This window comes from Paenimyroides ceti (assembly GCF_030409925.1).
Map to the genome: position 1 here is coordinate 2,688,167 of NZ_JAUFQU010000001.1, position 19,465 is coordinate 2,707,631.

Annotated in this window: 14 protein-coding genes; 1 reads left to right on the plus strand and 13 read right to left on the minus strand. The window is 36.3% G+C overall.

Translation table 11 applies throughout. The features are described from left to right. Nucleotide 1: 1 nt before the first annotated feature. The 12 genes from ruvA to QW060_RS13430 all read right to left on the minus strand — a co-directional run bounded on the left by ruvA (nt 2) and on the right by QW060_RS13430 (nt 16,363). Nucleotides 2-583 carry a Holliday junction branch migration protein RuvA gene (gene ruvA, locus QW060_RS13375; protein ID WP_290363979.1) on the minus strand — a complete coding sequence of 194 codons (582 nt, stop codon included), beginning with the start codon at nt 581-583 and terminating at the stop codon, nt 2-4. A gap of 89 nt (nt 584-672) precedes the next feature. After that, on the minus strand, nt 673-2,958 hold the full coding sequence (locus QW060_RS13380; RefSeq protein WP_290363980.1) for an NADP-dependent malic enzyme: 2,286 nt from the start codon (nt 2,956-2,958) through the stop codon (nt 673-675). Between the two features lie 78 nt (nt 2,959-3,036). Then, a complete protein-coding gene (gene queG, locus QW060_RS13385) occupies nt 3,037-3,933 on the minus strand; it encodes a tRNA epoxyqueuosine(34) reductase QueG (protein WP_290363981.1) in 897 nt (298 codons plus the stop codon). A gap of 25 nt (nt 3,934-3,958) precedes the next feature. Then, nucleotides 3,959-4,984 (minus strand): Holliday junction branch migration DNA helicase RuvB, encoded by a 1,026-nt coding sequence (gene ruvB, locus QW060_RS13390; protein ID WP_290363982.1) that lies wholly within the window; start codon nt 4,982-4,984, stop codon nt 3,959-3,961. Nucleotides 4,985-5,036: 52 nt separating this feature from the next. Further along, a complete protein-coding gene (locus QW060_RS13395) occupies nt 5,037-6,845 on the minus strand; it encodes a cytochrome c oxidase subunit I (protein WP_290363983.1) in 1,809 nt (602 codons plus the stop codon). 40 nt (nt 6,846-6,885) lie between these two features. Continuing rightward, nucleotides 6,886-8,094 (minus strand): cytochrome c oxidase subunit II, encoded by a 1,209-nt coding sequence (locus QW060_RS13400; RefSeq protein ID WP_290363984.1) that lies wholly within the window; start codon nt 8,092-8,094, stop codon nt 6,886-6,888. A gap of 18 nt (nt 8,095-8,112) precedes the next feature. Beyond that, nucleotides 8,113-9,456: a quinol:cytochrome C oxidoreductase gene (locus tag QW060_RS13405; RefSeq protein WP_290363985.1), complete on the minus strand. Its 1,344-nt coding sequence runs from the start codon at nt 9,454-9,456 to the stop codon at nt 8,113-8,115. Between the two features lie 27 nt (nt 9,457-9,483). Continuing rightward, nucleotides 9,484-10,032, minus strand: coding sequence for a c-type cytochrome (locus QW060_RS13410; protein WP_290363986.1), 549 nt, complete (start codon nt 10,030-10,032; stop codon nt 9,484-9,486). A 7-nt stretch (nt 10,033-10,039) separates the two neighbouring features. Next, nucleotides 10,040-10,564, minus strand: a complete 525-nt coding sequence (locus QW060_RS13415) for a DUF3341 domain-containing protein (RefSeq protein ID WP_290363987.1) — start codon at nt 10,562-10,564, stop codon at nt 10,040-10,042. A 6-nt stretch (nt 10,565-10,570) separates the two neighbouring features. Beyond that, nucleotides 10,571-11,974 (minus strand): NrfD/PsrC family molybdoenzyme membrane anchor subunit, encoded by a 1,404-nt coding sequence (gene nrfD, locus QW060_RS13420; RefSeq protein WP_290363988.1) that lies wholly within the window; start codon nt 11,972-11,974, stop codon nt 10,571-10,573. Between the two features lie 35 nt (nt 11,975-12,009). After that, entirely contained in the window at nt 12,010-15,057 is a 3,048-nt protein-coding gene (locus tag QW060_RS13425) for a TAT-variant-translocated molybdopterin oxidoreductase (RefSeq protein WP_290363989.1), read from the minus strand. 31 nt (nt 15,058-15,088) lie between these two features. Then, the gene (locus tag QW060_RS13430) at nt 15,089-16,363 is read right to left on the minus strand and encodes a c-type cytochrome (protein ID WP_290364765.1); all 1,275 of its coding nucleotides are present in this window, start codon (nt 16,361-16,363) and stop codon (nt 15,089-15,091) included. A 219-nt stretch (nt 16,364-16,582) separates the two neighbouring features. Between QW060_RS13430 and QW060_RS13435 the strand changes: the two genes are divergently transcribed. Further along, the gene (locus QW060_RS13435) at nt 16,583-16,972 is read left to right on the plus strand and encodes an SPOR domain-containing protein (RefSeq protein WP_290363990.1); all 390 of its coding nucleotides are present in this window, start codon (nt 16,583-16,585) and stop codon (nt 16,970-16,972) included. Nucleotides 16,973-17,156: 184 nt separating this feature from the next. Here the strand turns inward: QW060_RS13435 and QW060_RS13440 are convergent, their stop codons facing one another. Further along, nucleotides 17,157-19,421, minus strand: coding sequence for a cation:proton antiporter (locus QW060_RS13440; protein WP_290363991.1), 2,265 nt, complete (start codon nt 19,419-19,421; stop codon nt 17,157-17,159). Between the last annotated feature and the right edge of the window lie 44 nt (nt 19,422-19,465).

Sequence of the window (19,465 nt, forward strand, 5' to 3'; positions counted from 1 at the left end):
TTTATAAGTTTTTTAATGCTTGTTTTATAATCATTTCAACCGTTGCATCTGGGGATAATTCAACGATTTTTTTAACAATTTTTTCTGAAGATTTTCTTAAAAATCCTAAAACCTCTAAAGCAGATAACGCTTCTTCTGCGTTTGTATTGTGGATTGTATAAGTTAAATCTTCTAAATTATATAATTTAATGACTTTTTCCTGCAGATCTATTACGATACGCTGTGCTGTTTTTAAACCAATTCCTTTAATAGACTGGATGGTTTTGACATCATTGTTTGAAATGGCGTGTAATAGTTCCTGAGGAGGTATATAAGACAGCATATTACGTGCAGTATTTCCTCCAACTCCGGAAACAGAAATGAGCAATTTAAAAATTTCACGTTCTATTTTTTCCAGAAAACCGTATAGGGTATGAGAATCTTCTTTGATTTGAAGGTAGGTATAAAGCAGTATATTTTCTGAGTCTGGTAATGAGGTATAAGTATGTAAAGAAATATGGAGTGAATATCCTATTCCATTACAGTCGACAATTAATTCTGTTGGTGATTTTTCTACCAATCTCCCTTTTACAAACGAAATCATTTTTGTATATTTTCTCCAAAAGTAACAAAAAAATTAACGTTATTCACTTCATTTGTCCAAAAGAGATTGGTAAAAATTTTATTAAATATTTATGCTTTTTTCTTTCTTTTTTGTTTTTCCTGTGCATCAATCACAGCTACTGCTGACATATTTACCATTTCGTCAACACTTGCTCCTAACTGAAATACGTGAACTGCTTCATCCAGTCCCAATATAATTGGTCCGATTGAGGTAGCACCGTTTAGCTCCTTAAGCATTTTATACGTTGTATTTGCAGTATCTAAATTAGGAAATAATAATGTGTTTACTTTTTTACCTACTAATCTTGAAAAAGGAAATTTTTCTTTCAGCATTTCCTGATTTAAGGCAAAATCCATTTGTACTTCACCATCCACAATCATTTCAGGATGTTGGTCATGAAGAATCTGAACCGCTTTTCTCAATTTTACGGGAGATTCTTCACTTGAAGACCCAAAATTACCGAAAGACACCATGGCCATCACCGGATCTAAACCAAACATTTTGACTGTATAGCTGGTCATTAAGGCGATTTTAGCTAATTCTTCTGCTGTCGGATTAGGATTTACTGCTGTATCTGCCAAAAATAAAGGGCCACGCTGCGTCATCATTAAATTGGTAGTAGAGACTTTAGAAACTCCGTTAGCTCTCGGAATCATCTGCAAAATTGGTTTCAGGGAGGAAGGATAGTTTCTCGAATATCCGGATAACATAACATCTGCTTCACCTTCTAATACCATCATGGAGGCAAAATAACTTCTGTCTCTCATGATTTTCTGCGCGTCTAATAATGTAACCCCTCTTCGTTCTCTTGCTTTCCAGAATTTTTGAGCGAAACGATTTCTTCGTTCTTTTTCTTCGGAAGTTTTTGGATCGATGATCTCTACATCAGCATCAAATCCGATTTCTTCTTTGAGTTCTAAAATTATTTCTTTATTTCCCAGCAAAATTGGAACTCCAATTCCTTCTTCATGAACAATCTGGGCTGCTTTTAGTACATTCAGCTGATCTGCTTCTGTATAGATAACTCTTTTAGGATCGGTTTTAGCTCTGTTGATGAGTAAACGAACCATTTTATTATCCGACCCCATGCGATCAAATAATTCGTTTTTATATTTTTCCCAGTCAAGTATAGGTTCTGTTGCTACTCCTGATTCCATTGCTGCTTTAGCGATTGCAGGCGGAATTTCAGTCATTAATCGGGGATCAAAAGGTTTTGGCAAGATGTAATCTTTACCAAATACAAGCTTTTTCTCACCATAAGCAATATTTACCTGCTCAGGTACCGTTTCTTTTGCGAGATTTGCCAAAGCATATACGGCAGCCATTTTCATTTCTTCATTTATTTTGGTTGCTCTTACATCAAGCGCACCTCTGAAAATGAAAGGAAATCCTAACACATTATTTACCTGGTTGGGTTTATCTGAACGACCTGTTGCCATGATGATATCATTTCTGGTCGCTATTGCCAAATCATAATCAATTTCCGGTACCGGATTTGCCATTGCAAACACAATCGGATTTTCATTCATAGACAAGAGCATATCCGGGGTCAATACATTCGGAGCAGACAGTCCCAGAAACATATCGCTTCCTTTTACTGCATCAGCCAGACTCATACCCTGCACTTCTTTTGCATAATGCATCTGAATAGGCAACAAATCAGTTCTTCTGGTATGCAATACCCCGTCTTTATCGAACATGATAATATTTTCAAGTCTTACCCCTAATTGTAAATAAAGGTTAGAACAAGCCAAAGCAGCAGATCCTGCACCGGAAACCACCACTTTAATGTCTTCTATTTTTTTATTGGCCAATAAAAGAGCATTTAACAGAGCAGCAGCAGAAATTATTGCCGTTCCATGCTGGTCATCATGCATTACTGGTATGTCTAATTCTTCCTTTAGACGGCGTTCGATTTCAAATGATTCAGGGGCTTTGATATCCTCTAAATTGATTCCTCCAAAAGTTGGCGCTATATTTTTTACAGTTTCTACAAATTTATCAATGTCTTTAGTATCAACTTCAATATCGAATACATCTATATCTGCAAAGATTTTAAACAGGAGTCCTTTTCCTTCCATTACAGGTTTAGATGCTTCGGGACCGATGTCACCTAATCCTAAAACTGCTGTTCCGTTAGAAATAACAGCCACAAGATTGCCTTTGGCGGTATATTTATAGACATTCTTTACATTTTTTGCAATTTCCAGACAAGGTTCTGCTACACCCGGTGAATAAGCTAATGATAAGTCTCTTTGAGAAGCATATGCCTTTGTTGGCACAACTTCTATTTTACCCGGTTTTGGTTTTGCGTGATACAGTAATGCTTCTCTTCGTTTGCTATCTTTATGCATAATTTATGTTTTATGTAAGAGACAAATATACCACTAAGATCGTTTTCTGAGAATAAAGATTTGTTATTTTTTTGGAATTTACGTGTTTAAAAAGCGGATATTTCTAAGAAGTCCATCGTATTTGGTTCTTTTAACAGCAGAATTTTTAAAGACTTTATCAAATGTTTCTTTGGTGATTTCTTCCCAGTCTTTTTTTGTCATTGTCAGCAGATTTTCCCTCGGTTTAAGTAAAGGTTCTGAATGAGGAGCAGAGAATCTATTCCACGGACATACATCCTGACAAACATCACATCCAAACATCCAGTCATCAAATTTACCTTTCATTTCTTCAGGGATATTGTCTTTTAATTCAATGGTAAAATAAGAAATACATTTACTACCATTGACTACATTAGGACTTTCAATTGCCTGTGTGGGACATGCATCAATACATGCTGTACATGTACCACAATGATCCGTTGCAGGATGATCATATTCAAGCTCTATATCACAAATAAGTTCTGCAATAAAAAAGAAGGATCCATTTTTCTTAGAAATGAGATTGTTGTTTTTACCGACCCAGCCAAGACCGCTTTTTGCAGCCCATGCTTTATCTAAAACAGGAGCAGAATCCACGAAAACACGGCCGTTGATTTCTCCTATCTCTTCATTTATGAATTCAAACAGATGTCGCAGTTTTTCTTTGATTACAGAATGATAATCTGAACCATAAGCGTATTTAGAAATTTTATAGCTACCTTCTATCTGAAGCTCGGAAGGAAAGTAATTCAATGTAAGAGATATTACTGATTTAGCACCATCAACCAGAAGTCGCGGATCTAATCTTTTATCAAAATGGTTTTCCATATACTGCATTTTTCCATGCATATTATTATTAAGCCATTTTTCTAATCTCGGTGCCTCTTCCTCCAGAAAAGTTGCTTCTGATATACCACAAGAAAGGAAGCCCAGTCGCTGAGCCTCCTTTTTTATCATTTGTGTATACTTATGTTTTATTGTTTCATTCATTAAACAAACCTCCTAATCCGGGTTTTATTTTACCTAAATGAATATATGCTTTTTCCGTTACCTCTCTACCTCTCGGAGTTCTGTATATAAATCCTTCCTGTATCAGAAACGGCTCGTAAACTTCTTCTATGGTTTCTGCATTTTCAGATACGGCAGTTGCCAGTGTTGAAAGTCCTACAGGACCTCCTTTAAATTTATCAATAATAGTGGAAAGAATACGGTTATCCATTTCATCCAATCCATGCTTATCTACATTAAGTGCATTGAGTGCAAATTTTGCGATTTCAATATCGATACTACCATTACCTTTTATCTGTGCAAAATCGCGTACTCTGCGTAAAAGTGCATTGGCAATACGCGGTGTACCTCTGCTACGACCAGCAATTTCGATCGCCGCTTCCATAGTAATAGGTACCTTAAGTATACCCGAACTTCTCTCAACTATTGTACTTAAAAGTTCAACATTGTAGTATTGCAAGCGGCTTTGTATTCCAAAACGAGCACGCATCGGAGAGGTAAGTAATCCTGAACGGGTTGTTGCCCCAACCAATGTAAATGGATTCAGATGAATCTGAACGGAACGGGCATTAGGTCCGGATTCAATCATGATATCAATTTTGAAATCTTCCATAGCTGAATAGAGATACTCTTCAACAACAGGACTCAATCGGTGTATTTCATCAATAAATAATACATCTCTCTCTTCGAGATTGGTCAGTAAACCTGCCAAATCTCCGGGTTTATCCAAAACCGGACCCGATGTAATTTTAATACCGACGTTCAACTCATTGGCAAGGATATTTGCCAATGTTGTTTTTCCAAGTCCCGGAGGTCCGTGAAACAAGGTATGATCCAAAGCTTCATTCCGCAAATTAGCGGCTTTAACAAAGACTTGAAGGTTTTCCAAAACCTGTGCCTGCCCCGAAAAATCATCAAAACTCAAGGGCCGCAGTTTTTTTTCTGCTTCCATTTCTTCAGAAGAAAAATGTTGATTTGTCGGATTTAAATTCTCATTCATCTTACAAAGATAAAATTAAAAAAGCCACTTTAAAAAAAGTGGCTTTAAATATTTATGCGTGATGTCCTCCGTCTTTTTCTCCTTCTCGTAAAGGAACTGTCTGAGGAACGAAATCTTCTTCATAACCTGGCTTACTATAATCGTAAGGCCATCTGTGAACTGTTGGTATTTTACCAGGCCAGTTTCCATGAATATGTTCCACTGGTGTAGTCCACTCCAATGTAGTAGCTCTCCATGGATTTTGAGAAGCTTTTTTACCGTAGAAAATACTGTAAAAGAAGTTCCAGAAAAACACCAATTGAAAGGCTGCTCCTACTAATGCGAACATGGTAATGATAATGTTTACATCAACCATATCGTCAAACATAGGGAATGCACTATTTGTATAATAACGACGTGGTAAACCAGCTAATCCGATAAAGTGCATTGGTAAGAAAACACCATAAGCACAGATTGCAGTAACCCAGAAGTGAATATATCCTAAGTTTTTATTCATCATTCTACCAAACATTTTAGGGAACCAGTGGTAGATACCAGCAAACATTCCATAAAGAGCAGAAATACCCATTACTAAGTGGAAGTGAGCAATAACGAAATATGTATCGTGTACGTTGATATCCAATGTTGAATCTCCTAAGATGATTCCTGTAAGACCTCCTGAAATGAAAGTTGATACGAAACCAATACAGAACAACATAGAAGGGTTTAACTGTAAGTTTCCTTTCCAGATGGTAGTGATATAGTTAAATGCTTTTACAGCAGAAGGAATTGCGATTAATAAGGTTGTAAAGGTAAATACAGACCCTAAGAAAGGATTCATTCCCGAAACGAACATATGGTGACCCCAAACGATTGTAGATAAAAATGCGATAGCAAGAATTGATGTGATCATCGCACGGTATCCGAAGATAGGTTTTCTTGCATTAGCAGCAATAACTTCAGAAGCAATACCCATCGCAGGCAAGATTACGATATATACCTCAGGGTGTCCCAAGAACCAGAACAAGTGTTCAAATAATACCGGTGATCCTCCTTGATAGTGCAATACTTCTCCTGCTAAATAGATATCTGATAAGAAGAAAGATGTACCAAAACTTCTATCCATGATTAATAATAAAGCAGCAGATAATAATACCGGGAATGAAACTACCCCAATGATTGCTGTCACAAATAAAGCCCAGATCGTTAGAGGCAGACGCGTCATTGTCATACCTTCTGTTCTCAAATTCAAAACCGTTACAATATAGTTTAATGATCCCATTAATGACTGTGCAATAAACAAAGCCATTGCAATCAACCATAAAGTCATTCCTGTACCAGAACCCGGAATTGCTTCAGGAACTGCCGATAGCGGAGGATAAATAGTCCAACCTGCTGATGCCGGTCCTGATTCCACGAATAAAGAAGACAACATGATTACTGATGATAAAGCAAAAATCCAATAAGACAACATGTTCATAAAACCTGACGCCATATCTCTTGCCCCAATCTGTAATGGAATTAATAAATTTGAAAATGTACCACTCAATCCGGCAGTCAAAACAAAGAATACCATAATGGTTCCGTGAATTGTAACTAAAGCCAGATAAATATCGTTTCTCATTACTCCTCCCGGAGCAAATTCATCTCCTAATAACCAGGAAAAAACTTTAAAGGATTCTTCCGGCCATGCAATTTGCATACGAAATAATAAGGACATCCCTATTCCAATGATTCCCATAAAGATTCCTGTAATAAGGAACTGTTTGGCAATCATTTTATGGTCTGTACTAAAGATATACTTCGTTACAAAAGTTTCTTTATGATGATGCTCATGCTCTTGGTCATGGCCGTGTGCTAAATCGTGTCCTACTGCTGACATAATTATAATTTTTGTGTAAACAAATTTTTACTGGTTCAATTTATTTTGCAGCCACAACTTTCGTTGAATCTGCTTTCATCTGGTTTGTATCTAGTTTGCTTTCAACCCCTGCATCAGGAGCCGGAGCAGCCGGAGTTTCCGCAGCAGGTTCTGCTTTAGGAGCTTTTTCTTCCGCTACCTGTTGTCCTAATGTAGGTAAACCATTCAACCATTTTTTAAATTCCTTTTCTGACTGAACTACGATTTTTGCCTGCATGTTGTAGTGAGAACGACCACATATTTTGTTACATAATAGTACGTAATCAAAAACGTATGGTGATAATGCTTCTTCACCTTTTGCTACCAAATCAACGCTTCTTTCAGAACGCAATTTATTGATCTTATTTACTTTACTAACGATTTCAGGGCGTTCACGCATTTCTTCGGTAGTAATCGTAGGTGTCATTGCAAATTGAGTTACCATTCCAGGAACACAGTTCATCTGAGCTCTGAAGTGAGGGAAATAAGCAGAGTGTAATACGTCTTGTGAACGCATTTTGAAAACTACTTTTTTACCTACCGGCAAGTGTAATTCTTTTGATAATTTATCATCTTGAGCATTCGGATCTGACATATCAACACCCGTTGCATTTACACCTTCAATAAAACGAACGTTAGCTTTTCCTAAGGTGTTATCATCTCCTGAATAACGGATATCCCAACCAAATTGTTTAGCATAAACCTCTACATATATTACATCTTCGTCTTCTTTGACGTTCATAATACTGTTCCATGTAAATAATCCGTACAAGATTAAACCTGATAAAACAATTACCGGGATAATCGTCCAGATCATCTCTAATTTATCATTATCTGAGAAATACAGTGCTTTCTTATCTTTACGACCTCTGTTAACAAAAGAAAAGTAGTGCAATAAAAATTGAGTAAATGCCTGTACAAAAAGGATTAATCCTAAAGAGATCCACATCAAATTATCAACATCTTTTCCGTGTTCAGATGCAGCATTATCCAATAGAGGCATATACCCCCATTTCACACAACAATAAATAGTAAGGATATAAATAAAGGCTAAGAAACCAAATAATAAATAACCATTGATATTATTGTCTTTATCAGTAGCAACTTCAGATTTATACTCGCCATCTTCACTATATACTTTAGTTGAGTTGGTCAAATCAAATATTTTAGTTAACTGCCATATTGCAATTCCTAATAATGCTACGATAACAAAAATTAATAAACTCGTCATTTGTTTATTATTTAAATATTAATAATGAAAATGTTTACTCTCTCCAATCATTGGATTATTCTTAGCTAATAACGGTGCTTTAGTTAAAGCGTTGAAACCAACAAAAATAAACAATCCTGCAAAGAACATAACTGAACCTATTTCAGCAATACCGATGAACCATGAACCACCTACTGTACCTGGCATAATCATATTGAAGAAGTCTAAATAGTGACCTACTAAAATACATGTACCTGCCATTATGATTATCCAAGACAAACGTTTGAAATCTGTATTGATTAATAATAGAAGTGGTAATACAAAGTTTAATACCAGCATACCGAAGAATGGTAAATTATATTCCTGAATTCTAAAGATAAAATATGTAACCTCCTCAGGAATGTTAGCATACCACATCAACATGAATTGTGAGAACCATAAATAAGTCCAGAAAATAGATAAACCAAACATGAATTTAGCTAAATCGTGGATATGGCTTGTATTTACATATTCTAAAAATCCTCTTGATTTCAGATATATTGTTGTAAGTGCTATAACGGTTATAGCAGATACGAAGAAACTTGCAAAAACATACCATCCGAATAATGTACTGTACCAGTGTGTGTCAATTGACATAATCCAGTCCCAAGACATAATTGATTCAGTAATGATAAAAAACACTAAATAACCAGCCGAATATTTAAAGTTCTTTTTATAATACGAAATATCATTGGTTTCATCTAATGCAATAGAATTCTTACGGGATAAGTATCTGTATAAATTCCAACCTCCAATGAATATTACCGCTCTGATAAGGAAAAAAGGGATGTTTAAAAAACCTGTTTTACCCTGAATAATTGTATCTTCTGCAACTACAGCATCATCCATCCAAATGAACAAGTGATTGATATGAGCTGAACTCAATACCAATAGTCCAAAGAAGATAATAGAACCTGGTAATAAATAAGCAGATAAACCTTCCATAACTCTAAAAAGTACCGGAGACCAACCTGCAGAAGCAGCGTATTGGATAGCATTAAATGTCAAGATTCCTAAAGAAATCAACATGAAAAATATACATGCTACATAAACTGCTGCCCAAGGCTTGTTTTGTAATTGATGTAAAACATGCTCTAAATGTTTTTGATGTTCCTGATGAGCATCAACTTTTTCATGAGAACCAGCAGCTGCGTGTTCTGCATGAGCATTATGATCAGGAGTAGCATGGGCATCGCCGTGATCACCATGATGATCATTTGCTAAAAGAGTCTCAACATCCTGGACTGTTTTTGGAGCAGTTAAAAAACCGTATGCGATACCAACAATTCCAAGAATCATAAGAATAAAGGCAAAGGTTTTTAATTTTTTCGAAAATGTGTACATATCTAAACTTTCAAATAAGTTTTACAATTATAATTCTGATTTCAATTTCAACACGTAATCTGTAACTAACCAACGTTCATGTTGTGTTAACTGATTTTTGTGCGATCCCATTGAATTTAGTCCGTAAGTTATCACGTGAAAGACTCCCCCTTCGGTTAATTCTCTCTCAGCATAGTTAGGAACTCCCAAGAATTTTTCTCTTTTTACTAAATTACCTTTTCCGTCTCCTTTATCACCATGACAGATAGCGCAATAGATCGTAAACAATTGTTTTGCCTCTGCATGATCGCTGTCTGTTAAAGAATCTAATGGTGATTTCAAATTAGCTTTTGCCAAAGCAAGCCCTTCAGGAGTATTTTCATACTCGTAAGGATCAAAACCACGAGGTATAGAACCTTTTGCTGGTAATTGACCTTCTTTTCCGTTGTTAAAAGCACTTGACTCAGAGTACGTTTCGTAAGCTACTGACTCGTACATATTAGGAAATAACTGAAAGTTAGGTTTTTCCTTATGAAAACAAGAAGTAGTTAGTGCTGAAACTCCTGCTAATGCTACTATTTTATATAAAGTCTTCATTCTACTATTATTGTTTTTCAATTACTTTAACTTCTACTGCACCAGTATTTTTAAAGAATTCTACTGCGTCATCTTCGCTTCCGTGTAAAGCAACTTCCATTAAGAAATGGTCATCTGTTGTTCTTACATCCGGATTTTCAGCTTGTTTAAAAGGCCATAATCTACTTCTCAAGAAGAAGGTGATAACCATTAAATGGGCTGCAAAAAACACTGTTAATTCAAACATAATAGGCACAAATGAAGGCATATTCTGAATATAACTAAAACTTGGTTTACCACCAATATCCTGTGGCCAGTCCTGAATCATGATGTAGTTCATCATATAGGTTGCAAAAGACAAACCGCATAATCCATAGATAAAAGAACAAATCGCAAGACGCGTTGGAGCTAATCCCATGGCTTTATCTAATCCGTGAACTGGAAAAGGAGTATAAACTTCCTCAATATGATGATGTGCTGCACGTGTTGTTTTAACAGCGTCCATTAAAATATCATCATCATTGTATAGTGCATGTATAACTTTTGTACTCATATCTTATTAATGATTATGTGAATGGTTCCCGTTTTCTCTCGCTCTCTTGTAATTGTCTCCTGAAGATTTCAAAATTGTTTTAACCTCTGCCTGAGCAATTACAGGGAAACTTCTTGAATATAACAAGAATAATACAAAGAAGAATCCGATTGTTCCTATATAAATACCCGCATCAACAAATGTTGGCTGGAACATTGTCCATGATGATGGTAAGTAATCTCTGTGAAGTGATGTAACGATGATTACAAAACGTTCAAACCACATACCGATGTTTACAATGATGGAAATGATGAATGATGCCATGATACTTGTACGTACTTTTTTGAACCACATTACCTGTGGAGAAATTACGTTACATGTCATCATCAACCAGTATGACCACCAGTAAGGTCCCGTAGCACGGTTTAAGAATGCATATTGTTCATACTCTACACCTGAATACCATGCAACCCACAACTCTGTAATATAAGCGATACCTACAACAGAACCTGTAATCATTACAATAATATTCATTAATTCGATATGCTGAATTGTGATATAATCTTCAAGATTCGATACTTTTCTCATGATGATAAGCAGTGTATTAACCATTGCAAATCCTGAGAAGATAGCTCCTGCCACGAAGTAAGGTGGTAAGATCGTTGTATGCCATCCCGGGATCACCGATGTAGCAAAGTCAAAAGATACAATCGTGTGTACAGAGAGTACTAATGGAGTAGCAAGACCTGCCAACACCAAAGAAACCTCCTCAAAACGTTGCCAGTCTTTAGCTCTACCTGACCAACCAAATGATAATATAGAATAAATTCTCTTTGTAAAAGGTGTAATAGCTCTATCGCGTAACATAGCAAAATCCGGTAAAAGACCTGTCCACCAGAAAACCAATGATACAGATAAATACGTAGAAATTGCAAATACGTCCCAAAGAAGTGGCGAGTTAAAGTTAACCCATAACGAACCAAACTGGTTAGGCATTGGCAATACCCAGAAAGCTAACCAAGGACGTCCCATGTGAATGATTGGGAACAATCCCGCCTGAACTACAGAGAAAATAGTCATTGCCTCTGCAGAACGGTTGATCGCCATTCTCCATTTTTGTCTGAATAATAATAATACGGCTGAAATAAGTGTTCCCGCGTGACCAATACCTACCCACCATACAAAGTTGGTAATATCCCAAGCCCAGCCTACGGTTTTATTTAATCCCCAAGTACCAATACCTGTACTGATTGTATAAACCATACAACCAGCTCCCCAAAGGAATGCAACTAATGCTATTGAGAACGCAATCCACCATTGTTTATTAGCTCTCCCTTCTACAGGTCTAGCCACATCCACAGTTACATCGTGATATGATTTATCTCCGACAACTAAAGGTTTTCTAATGGGTGCTTCGTAATGTGACGACATAATCCTTTATAATGTTTCTAATTAATAAAATACTTTTATACGTTTCTTACTTTTACCTGATATACAACATTAGGCTTTACTCCTAAATGCTCTAACAAATGATAAGCTCTTGGATCCTGAGTTAATTCAACAATTGCATCTTCCGGCTCGTTAACATCTCCAAAAACCATTGCTCCTGTAGAACAAGCTGCCGAACATGCACATGCATCATTGAATTCGTTTTTAGCCACTCTTCTACCTTCTTTCTTAGCTTTCAAAATTACAGCCTGAGTAGATTGTATACAGAATGAACATTTTTCCATAACTCCTCGAGAACGTACAACTACATCCGGATTCAATACCATACGTCCTAAATCATCATTCATATGATAATCAAACGCATCATTTTGATTGTATAGGAACCAGTTGAAACGACGTACTTTGTAAGGACAGTTATTCGCACAGTAACGGGTACCCACACAACGGTTGTATGCCATATGGTTTTGTCCCTGACGACCATGAGAAGTTGCCGCAACCGGACAAACTGTTTCACATGGTGCATGATTACAGTGCTGACACATTACAGGCTGGAATGCAACCTGAGGATTGTCAGATGGATTTTCTAATCCCTGGAACGTATCGATATTGTCCATCAAACCTTTAGCAGATTCTTTTTTCTCAATATCAGCTGCAAAATCATCCTGAGAAGAATAGTATCTGTCAATACGCAACCAGTGCATATCACGACTTCTTCTTACTTCTGATTTTCCAACTACCGGTACGTTATTTTCAGCATGACAAGCAATCACACAAGCTCCACAACCTGTACATGCATTTAAATCGATAGATAAATTGAAGTGATGTCCTACTTTTCTATCAAAAGATTCCCAGATGTCCACTGACTTAGCAGGAACAGACTGGTGGTCTAAGGAAACCATCGGAGTGATGTTCCACTCTTTTGCATCCTGACTGTTAAATACTTTTAAAGTAGTTTCTTTTAAGATATCTCCTCTACCCATTAAGGTATTGTGCAACTGAACACAAGCAAATTCGTGATCTCCACTTCCTTTCTCAATAGTTGCTACCTGTGTATTATTGAAATCTTTATATAATGAGTAAGCGTTAACACCTACCTGCATTTCTTCTTTTAAGGCTGCTTTACGTCCGTAACCTAAAGCTAACCCCATTGTTCCTACAGCCTGACCTGGCTGAATGTAAACAGGAACATTTTCTAAGGTTTTGTCTCCTACCTTTATCGTTGCATAGCTTCCGTTAAGACCTCCATTGGCAACATGATAATTTTTAAGACCAAACTGTTCAGCATCTTTTCGTGAAATCGTTACATAATTATCCCACGATACTCGAGTAATAGGATCAGGAAATTCTTGCAACCAAGGATTGTTTGCCTGTTGTCCGTCTCCCATACCTGTTTTAGTATAAAGAACCAATTCAAGTCCGTTTGCTTTTTTAGCAGCAGCTACCTGAGCAGCAGCACCGTTGAAGTCAGCTGAACCTGAACCTGTATTTGACGCTTCGTATGTATAGAAACCATTATGAACTAATTGATTCCATGTAGTTCCTGCAGCAATCGAGGTACCAACAGCTCTTAAGTAATCGTAGTAAGACTCCGTTTTACCTAATAAAGCCATCAAACCTTCCTGAAACTGTTTGGTATTGAATAATGGACGTATAGTTGGTTGTGTTACTGAATAATGTCCTTTTTTCATTTGAACATCACCCCATGACTCTAAATAATGAGGAGCTGCAGCTGCAATAGTTGTCAGTCCGGCAGTTTCATCTTCTTTAAGAGCATATGAAACAGATAATTTTACTTTTTTCAATCCTTCTGCAAAAGCAGCAGCATCAGATAAAGTATATACAGGGTTGATTCCAGACATAATCAATGTGGAAACAGCTCCTGCATTCATATCTTTTATCAGTTGAGTAACCTCTTTATTATTACCTGTTCTGGTATATTTAGGTTTTGCCGGTTGAAAAGCTGCAGAACCTAAAGCCTGATTGATTGCAAACACTAATAACTGAGCGTTTACATCATCAATACCTGAAACTAAAACTCCAGTAGAACCAGCAGATTTCAATTGTTGAGCCGCTTTTACAACTTCTGCATCTGCAGCAGTATTGGCAACACTTACATTTGAACCTGTAATAATATTATATAATTTTACTAAAGCCAGCTTCTGATCAGCACCTGTCATTGGCACACGTCTGTCAGCATTAGCTCCTGATAAAGTCATGTTTGATTCAAACTGGATATGTTTAGACATTTTTCCGTTTTTAGGAATACGTCCTTTTGCATAGTTACCTTCATAACCACCACCATTCCAGTCACCCAGAAAATCTGCTCCAACAGAAACAATTACATCTGCCTGACCAAAATCGTAATCCGGCAAAGCTCTTTCTCCATAAGCCTGTTGGTATGCATCAATAGCTGTATCACAAGAAACAGCATCATACACAATATGCTTAGCCTTAGGATAAGCTGCAACAAATTCTGCGATCAACTTATCAGTAGAAGGAGAAGCCATAGAATTAGTCAGTAAAACGATCTGACCTGTTGCGGTATCTATACTTGCTTTAATTTTTTGTTCAACCTCAGACCAGGACGCTGCTTTACCGTCGATCTTAGGCTGCTTTAAACGTAAACTGTCATATAGAGACAATACAGAAGCATGAACACGAGCATTTGCTCCGCTCAAAGCACCTTCCATAAAGTTATTTTGAATCTGAATAGGACGACCCTCACGTGTTTTGATTAAAACATTTGTAAAATCAAAACCATCAGCGATAGTCGTTGCATAATAATCTGCAACTCCAGGGATAATTTCTTCTGGCTGAATTACATATGGAATAGATTTTTTCAAAGGTCCCTCACAAGCAACCAACGATGCAGCTGCAGTTGAAAAACCAACGTATTTCAAAAAGTCCCTACGAGAAGTTGATGACGAAGACAAGGCGTTTTTATCCCCAAGAAAATCTTCTGTAGGAATTTCTTCAACAAACTCATTGTTTCTTAGCCTCTCAACAATAGAACTGTTCTCGTTAAGCTCCTCAACACTTTTCCAGTATTTTTTGTTTGATGCCATTGTATATATATATTAGCTTCTTAAATTATTATTAATAGTGACATTTTCCACACTCTAACCCACCTAAATGAGCCACAGTCAATTTCTCAACACCGTATTTCTTTGATAATTCTTCATGAATTTTCGCATAATACTCATTGTCTTGAACCTTAACTTCTGTTGTACGGTGACAATCAACACACCATCCCATTGTTAACGGAGAGTGCTGTCTCATGATTTCCATTTCTTCCACCGGACCGTGACAAGTCTGACATTCTAAACCTGCAACAGAAACGTGTTGTGAGTGATTAAAGTACACAAAATCTGGTAAATTGTGAATACGAACCCATTTAACCGGCTTCTCCTCACCTGTATATGATTGTGTTGCCGGATCCCAACCTACAGCATTGTATATTTTTTGGATCTCAGCTGTATAAAATTCTTTTGAATAATCTACATAAGTAGAATCTGCACTTCCTGTAAACTCTGAAATATTTTTATGACAGTTCATACAAACATTCAAAGAAGGGATACCTGAAGTCTTACTTGTTCTTGCAGAAGAGTGACAATACTTACAGTCAATACCATTTTCACCTGCGTGAATTTTATGTGAAAAGTGAATTGGCTGAATTGGCTCGTAACCCTTATCAACACCTATCTGCATCATATAACCAAATGCAAAGTAAGCTCCAAGCAACATCAAAACAATAACAGAAGCAATAACTGCGAATTGATTTTTAACAAATGCTTTCCACAACGGAAGAGATTTTTTCTCTCTTACTGTCAAATCGTTTTTATCAATTACTTTATCTAACACTTTCTTAACAAAGAAAAGCATCACAACAAGCATTACCAAAACGATCGCCAAAGCTCCTAAAATTACCGTATTAGAAATCCCGTCTCCTGATGCAGCTGCAGTAGCATTTGCTGCTCCCGGCCCACCAGCAGGCGGTGCTGCCTTCTCTTCTGAAGTATACGCTAAAATATTATCAATATCCTCATCAGACAAGTTAGGAAAAGAGTTCATAGGAACCTGCTTCCATTCATTAAATAATTTTACAGCTTCTGCATCTCCTGACTTAATTAATGCAGAACTATTTCTAATCCACTTGTGCAACCACTCTGTAGAGTGTCTTTCAACAACACCACGAAGTGCAGGTCCCGTTGAATTAGCATCTAACTTATGACAAGCCGCACACTGAGAATTAAACAACTCCTTACCTTTTGCCGCATCTTGCGCATAAGATAGCGTAGAGAATGTTAGCATAAATGCTAAACACAAGAAAAGAATCCTTGAAAACGAATTATGGTTACCCACTTTTTTCATAGTTAAAGAATGATTATCATCTAATTTTCTAAGAGATAAATGCTCGGTATGACTACTAAAAACACTTATCTTTTTTATAAACTCCGACAAAAATACAACATAAGAAGCACTAACAAAACCCTTATGAAGTCCAAAATGCAATTTATATCAATTCTAAATAAATCGTTATAGCGAGGATTTTTAAAAGATTTTATACTTTTGTTTCAAATAACATTCATTATGAATAATTTAAGAAATTCAATCTTCGTTTTTATCACAATTTTAACATTTACCATCAGTAATAATGGATATGCTCAGGAGTCCAAATTTAAAATAATTCAAGATAACAATTTTGAGAAACTCCTTTTAGAAAAAAGAAAGATCAATAATTCATTTTCTATTTATAAAAATTTTTCTATTCAGATATTTCACGGAGAGAAAAGTGTCGGAGAGGAACATTATTATGAATTTAAAAAAATGTACCCTGCTGTAGATGCTACTATTATTTACAGCAATCCCAATTACAAAGTAGTGGTTGGAAACTACAAGAACAAAATTGACGCAGAAAGAAATTTAAAAATATTTTCAAAAAAATATCCGGGAGCTTTTCTGGTACGTCTAAAAAAATAAAAAAAACGGCTTGATTAGCCGTTTTTTTTATTGCAAAATTTTAGAAAATATAATAATTGAAGTAGGAAACAATAGGCATACACTAACCTTCAATAAACAAATAGAGAATATTATAACGCATATACAATAGCAATCTAAAAACTGTTTATGAATATCCAAAATTGCATGATCTCACTGTTTCGGTTTATGGCTTCATCACCAAAATGGAAGGTGAGTATTTAATCCATTCCTTTCGATTATCTATGATTTTTTTCCAGCTTCCGAGGCTGATCATCATCAGATCTTTTTGCTCCAGAAAATCTTTCTGAATTTCCCGCTCCGGTATGATAGAAATATTATTAGGTTTCATTTGTTCAATAGCCCGAATACTTTCGCGAATAAAAGAATGCTTTTTAATTACACCATTAAAATCCATGATCACAATCTGGCTGTCATTGTTATGAATAAACTTTTGAATGTATTCAATCAGAAAGACATCTTCCTTGCGCATGAACGGAATGAATATTTTATCTACTGCCTGCATTCCTTTATCTATAAATATGCCTAACGGCAATTTACTGTTTGCAATAATATGACGGGTACGATCGTCAAACGGTGAGTTTTCGAAAAATTTCTCTTTACCCATTACTTTATCGACGATAACATCCGGATTGATAAATCGGGTAGTATATCCTAAAAGTTTCCCTAAGAGGGTGCCCTCATAAATAGATTCTCCGAGTCCGATAAGCAGTAAATCATATTCGCCTTTATTAGCTACTTCCACAATATCAGAATCAATATCGATAGAGACTTTGTATAGTGCTGATACTTTCTGATGAAGCATTTTAGATTCTTCGACAATTGGTAAAAACTGCTTTTGCTCATAATCAGGATCAAAAGCATATATCTGATCACTCGAACCTAAATGTAATGCAGTAACGATTGAATTATCCTGTTGTTTCTTTGAAAGACTGTTAGCAATCTTTAACATCTTTTTTCCGCGATCCGGATTACCAAATGAAAACAAAATTTTATACTTGCTGTCATTGACAATCTCTTCCGCAACGCTTTCACCTTTATCATTTTTAAATACTTTATTGATAAAATCAATAGCAGGTCCTGTCATAAAAGTTGTTGCAAGTGCCATAATAACCATCATAGCAAATACTTCCGGAGTAAGCACTCCCAGTTCAAAACCGATGTTCAGCGCAATCAACTCCATTAATCCACGGGTATTCATTAAGGCACCAATTGTTAAACTGTCTTTCCATGACTGCCCTACATATTTCGCAGCGAGTGCACTTCCGATAAATTTACCCGTAACTGCCACTAAAATGATTAATCCGGCAATTTTCCACAGATAGATATCATTCAGCAATCCAATTTCTGTACGTAAACCTGTATAGACAAAAAACAGGGGTAAGAACAAAACAACAGCGACATCCTCTACTTTTTCCACAAACATATGTCTGAAACGATTATTATCGGGCATAATGGCACCGGTCATAAATGCACCGAATAAAGCATGGATCCCTATTACTTCGGTAGCATAAGACGATAAAACCAAAACCAAAAGAAAGATGGCCACTACAGGCTTACTCAAAGTAGTTTTATTGGCATTCAACTGCCCTATCCTTTTTAAAAAAGGTCGTACAAGCTTCATCATTAAAAAAACATACACCAAAGCCATTCCCACTACATACAAGGCACTCACAAATGAGCCCGCTTTCACTATAGCAATTACTACTGCCAGTATACACCAAGCCGTAATATCATCTGCTGCTGCAGAAGTCAATACTACCGTTCCCAATTTGGTTTTATGAATACCGCGTTCCTGAACAATTCTTGCCAATACCGGAAATGCAGTAATACTCATTGCAATTCCCATAAAGAGGGAAAACGAAAGAAAATTAATTCCTTCCGGAGCAAACGAATCGTATATAAAATATGCCAGTACCATTCCCAAGGCAAAAGGAATAATAATACTCGCATGACTGATTACAATAGCATCATGCGCTTTACTTTTCAACACCTTAAGATCGAGCTCCATCCCGATAACAAACATAAACAGAATAAGTCCTATCTGACTAAAGAACTGGAGATTTCCTAAAGATGCTGCCGGAAATAAGGCAGCGGATGCTTCAGGAAAATACATCCCGAATAAAGAAGGTCCTAAGACTATACCCGCAATGATTTCTCCAATAACAGAAGGCTGACCAATCTTATTAAAAAACCAGCCAAAAAAACGGGCAACAATCACAATCGTTATAATTTGTAATAATAAGATCGCTAATGGATGGTGCAAATTGATCTGTAGAGAATCGATAAATTCAAACCAACTCGTTTTATCTGAAGTAGCTTCTACCACATCTTTCTCTAATTGCTTTCCTTCAACAGCAGCCCAATACATAATGTATGAAAACACAAGAATGATAGTGGTATAAAAAATAGTATTTTTATATTTTTTCATGAATTCTGATAATTACTTTAATAATGCTGCAAATTTGAAGATTA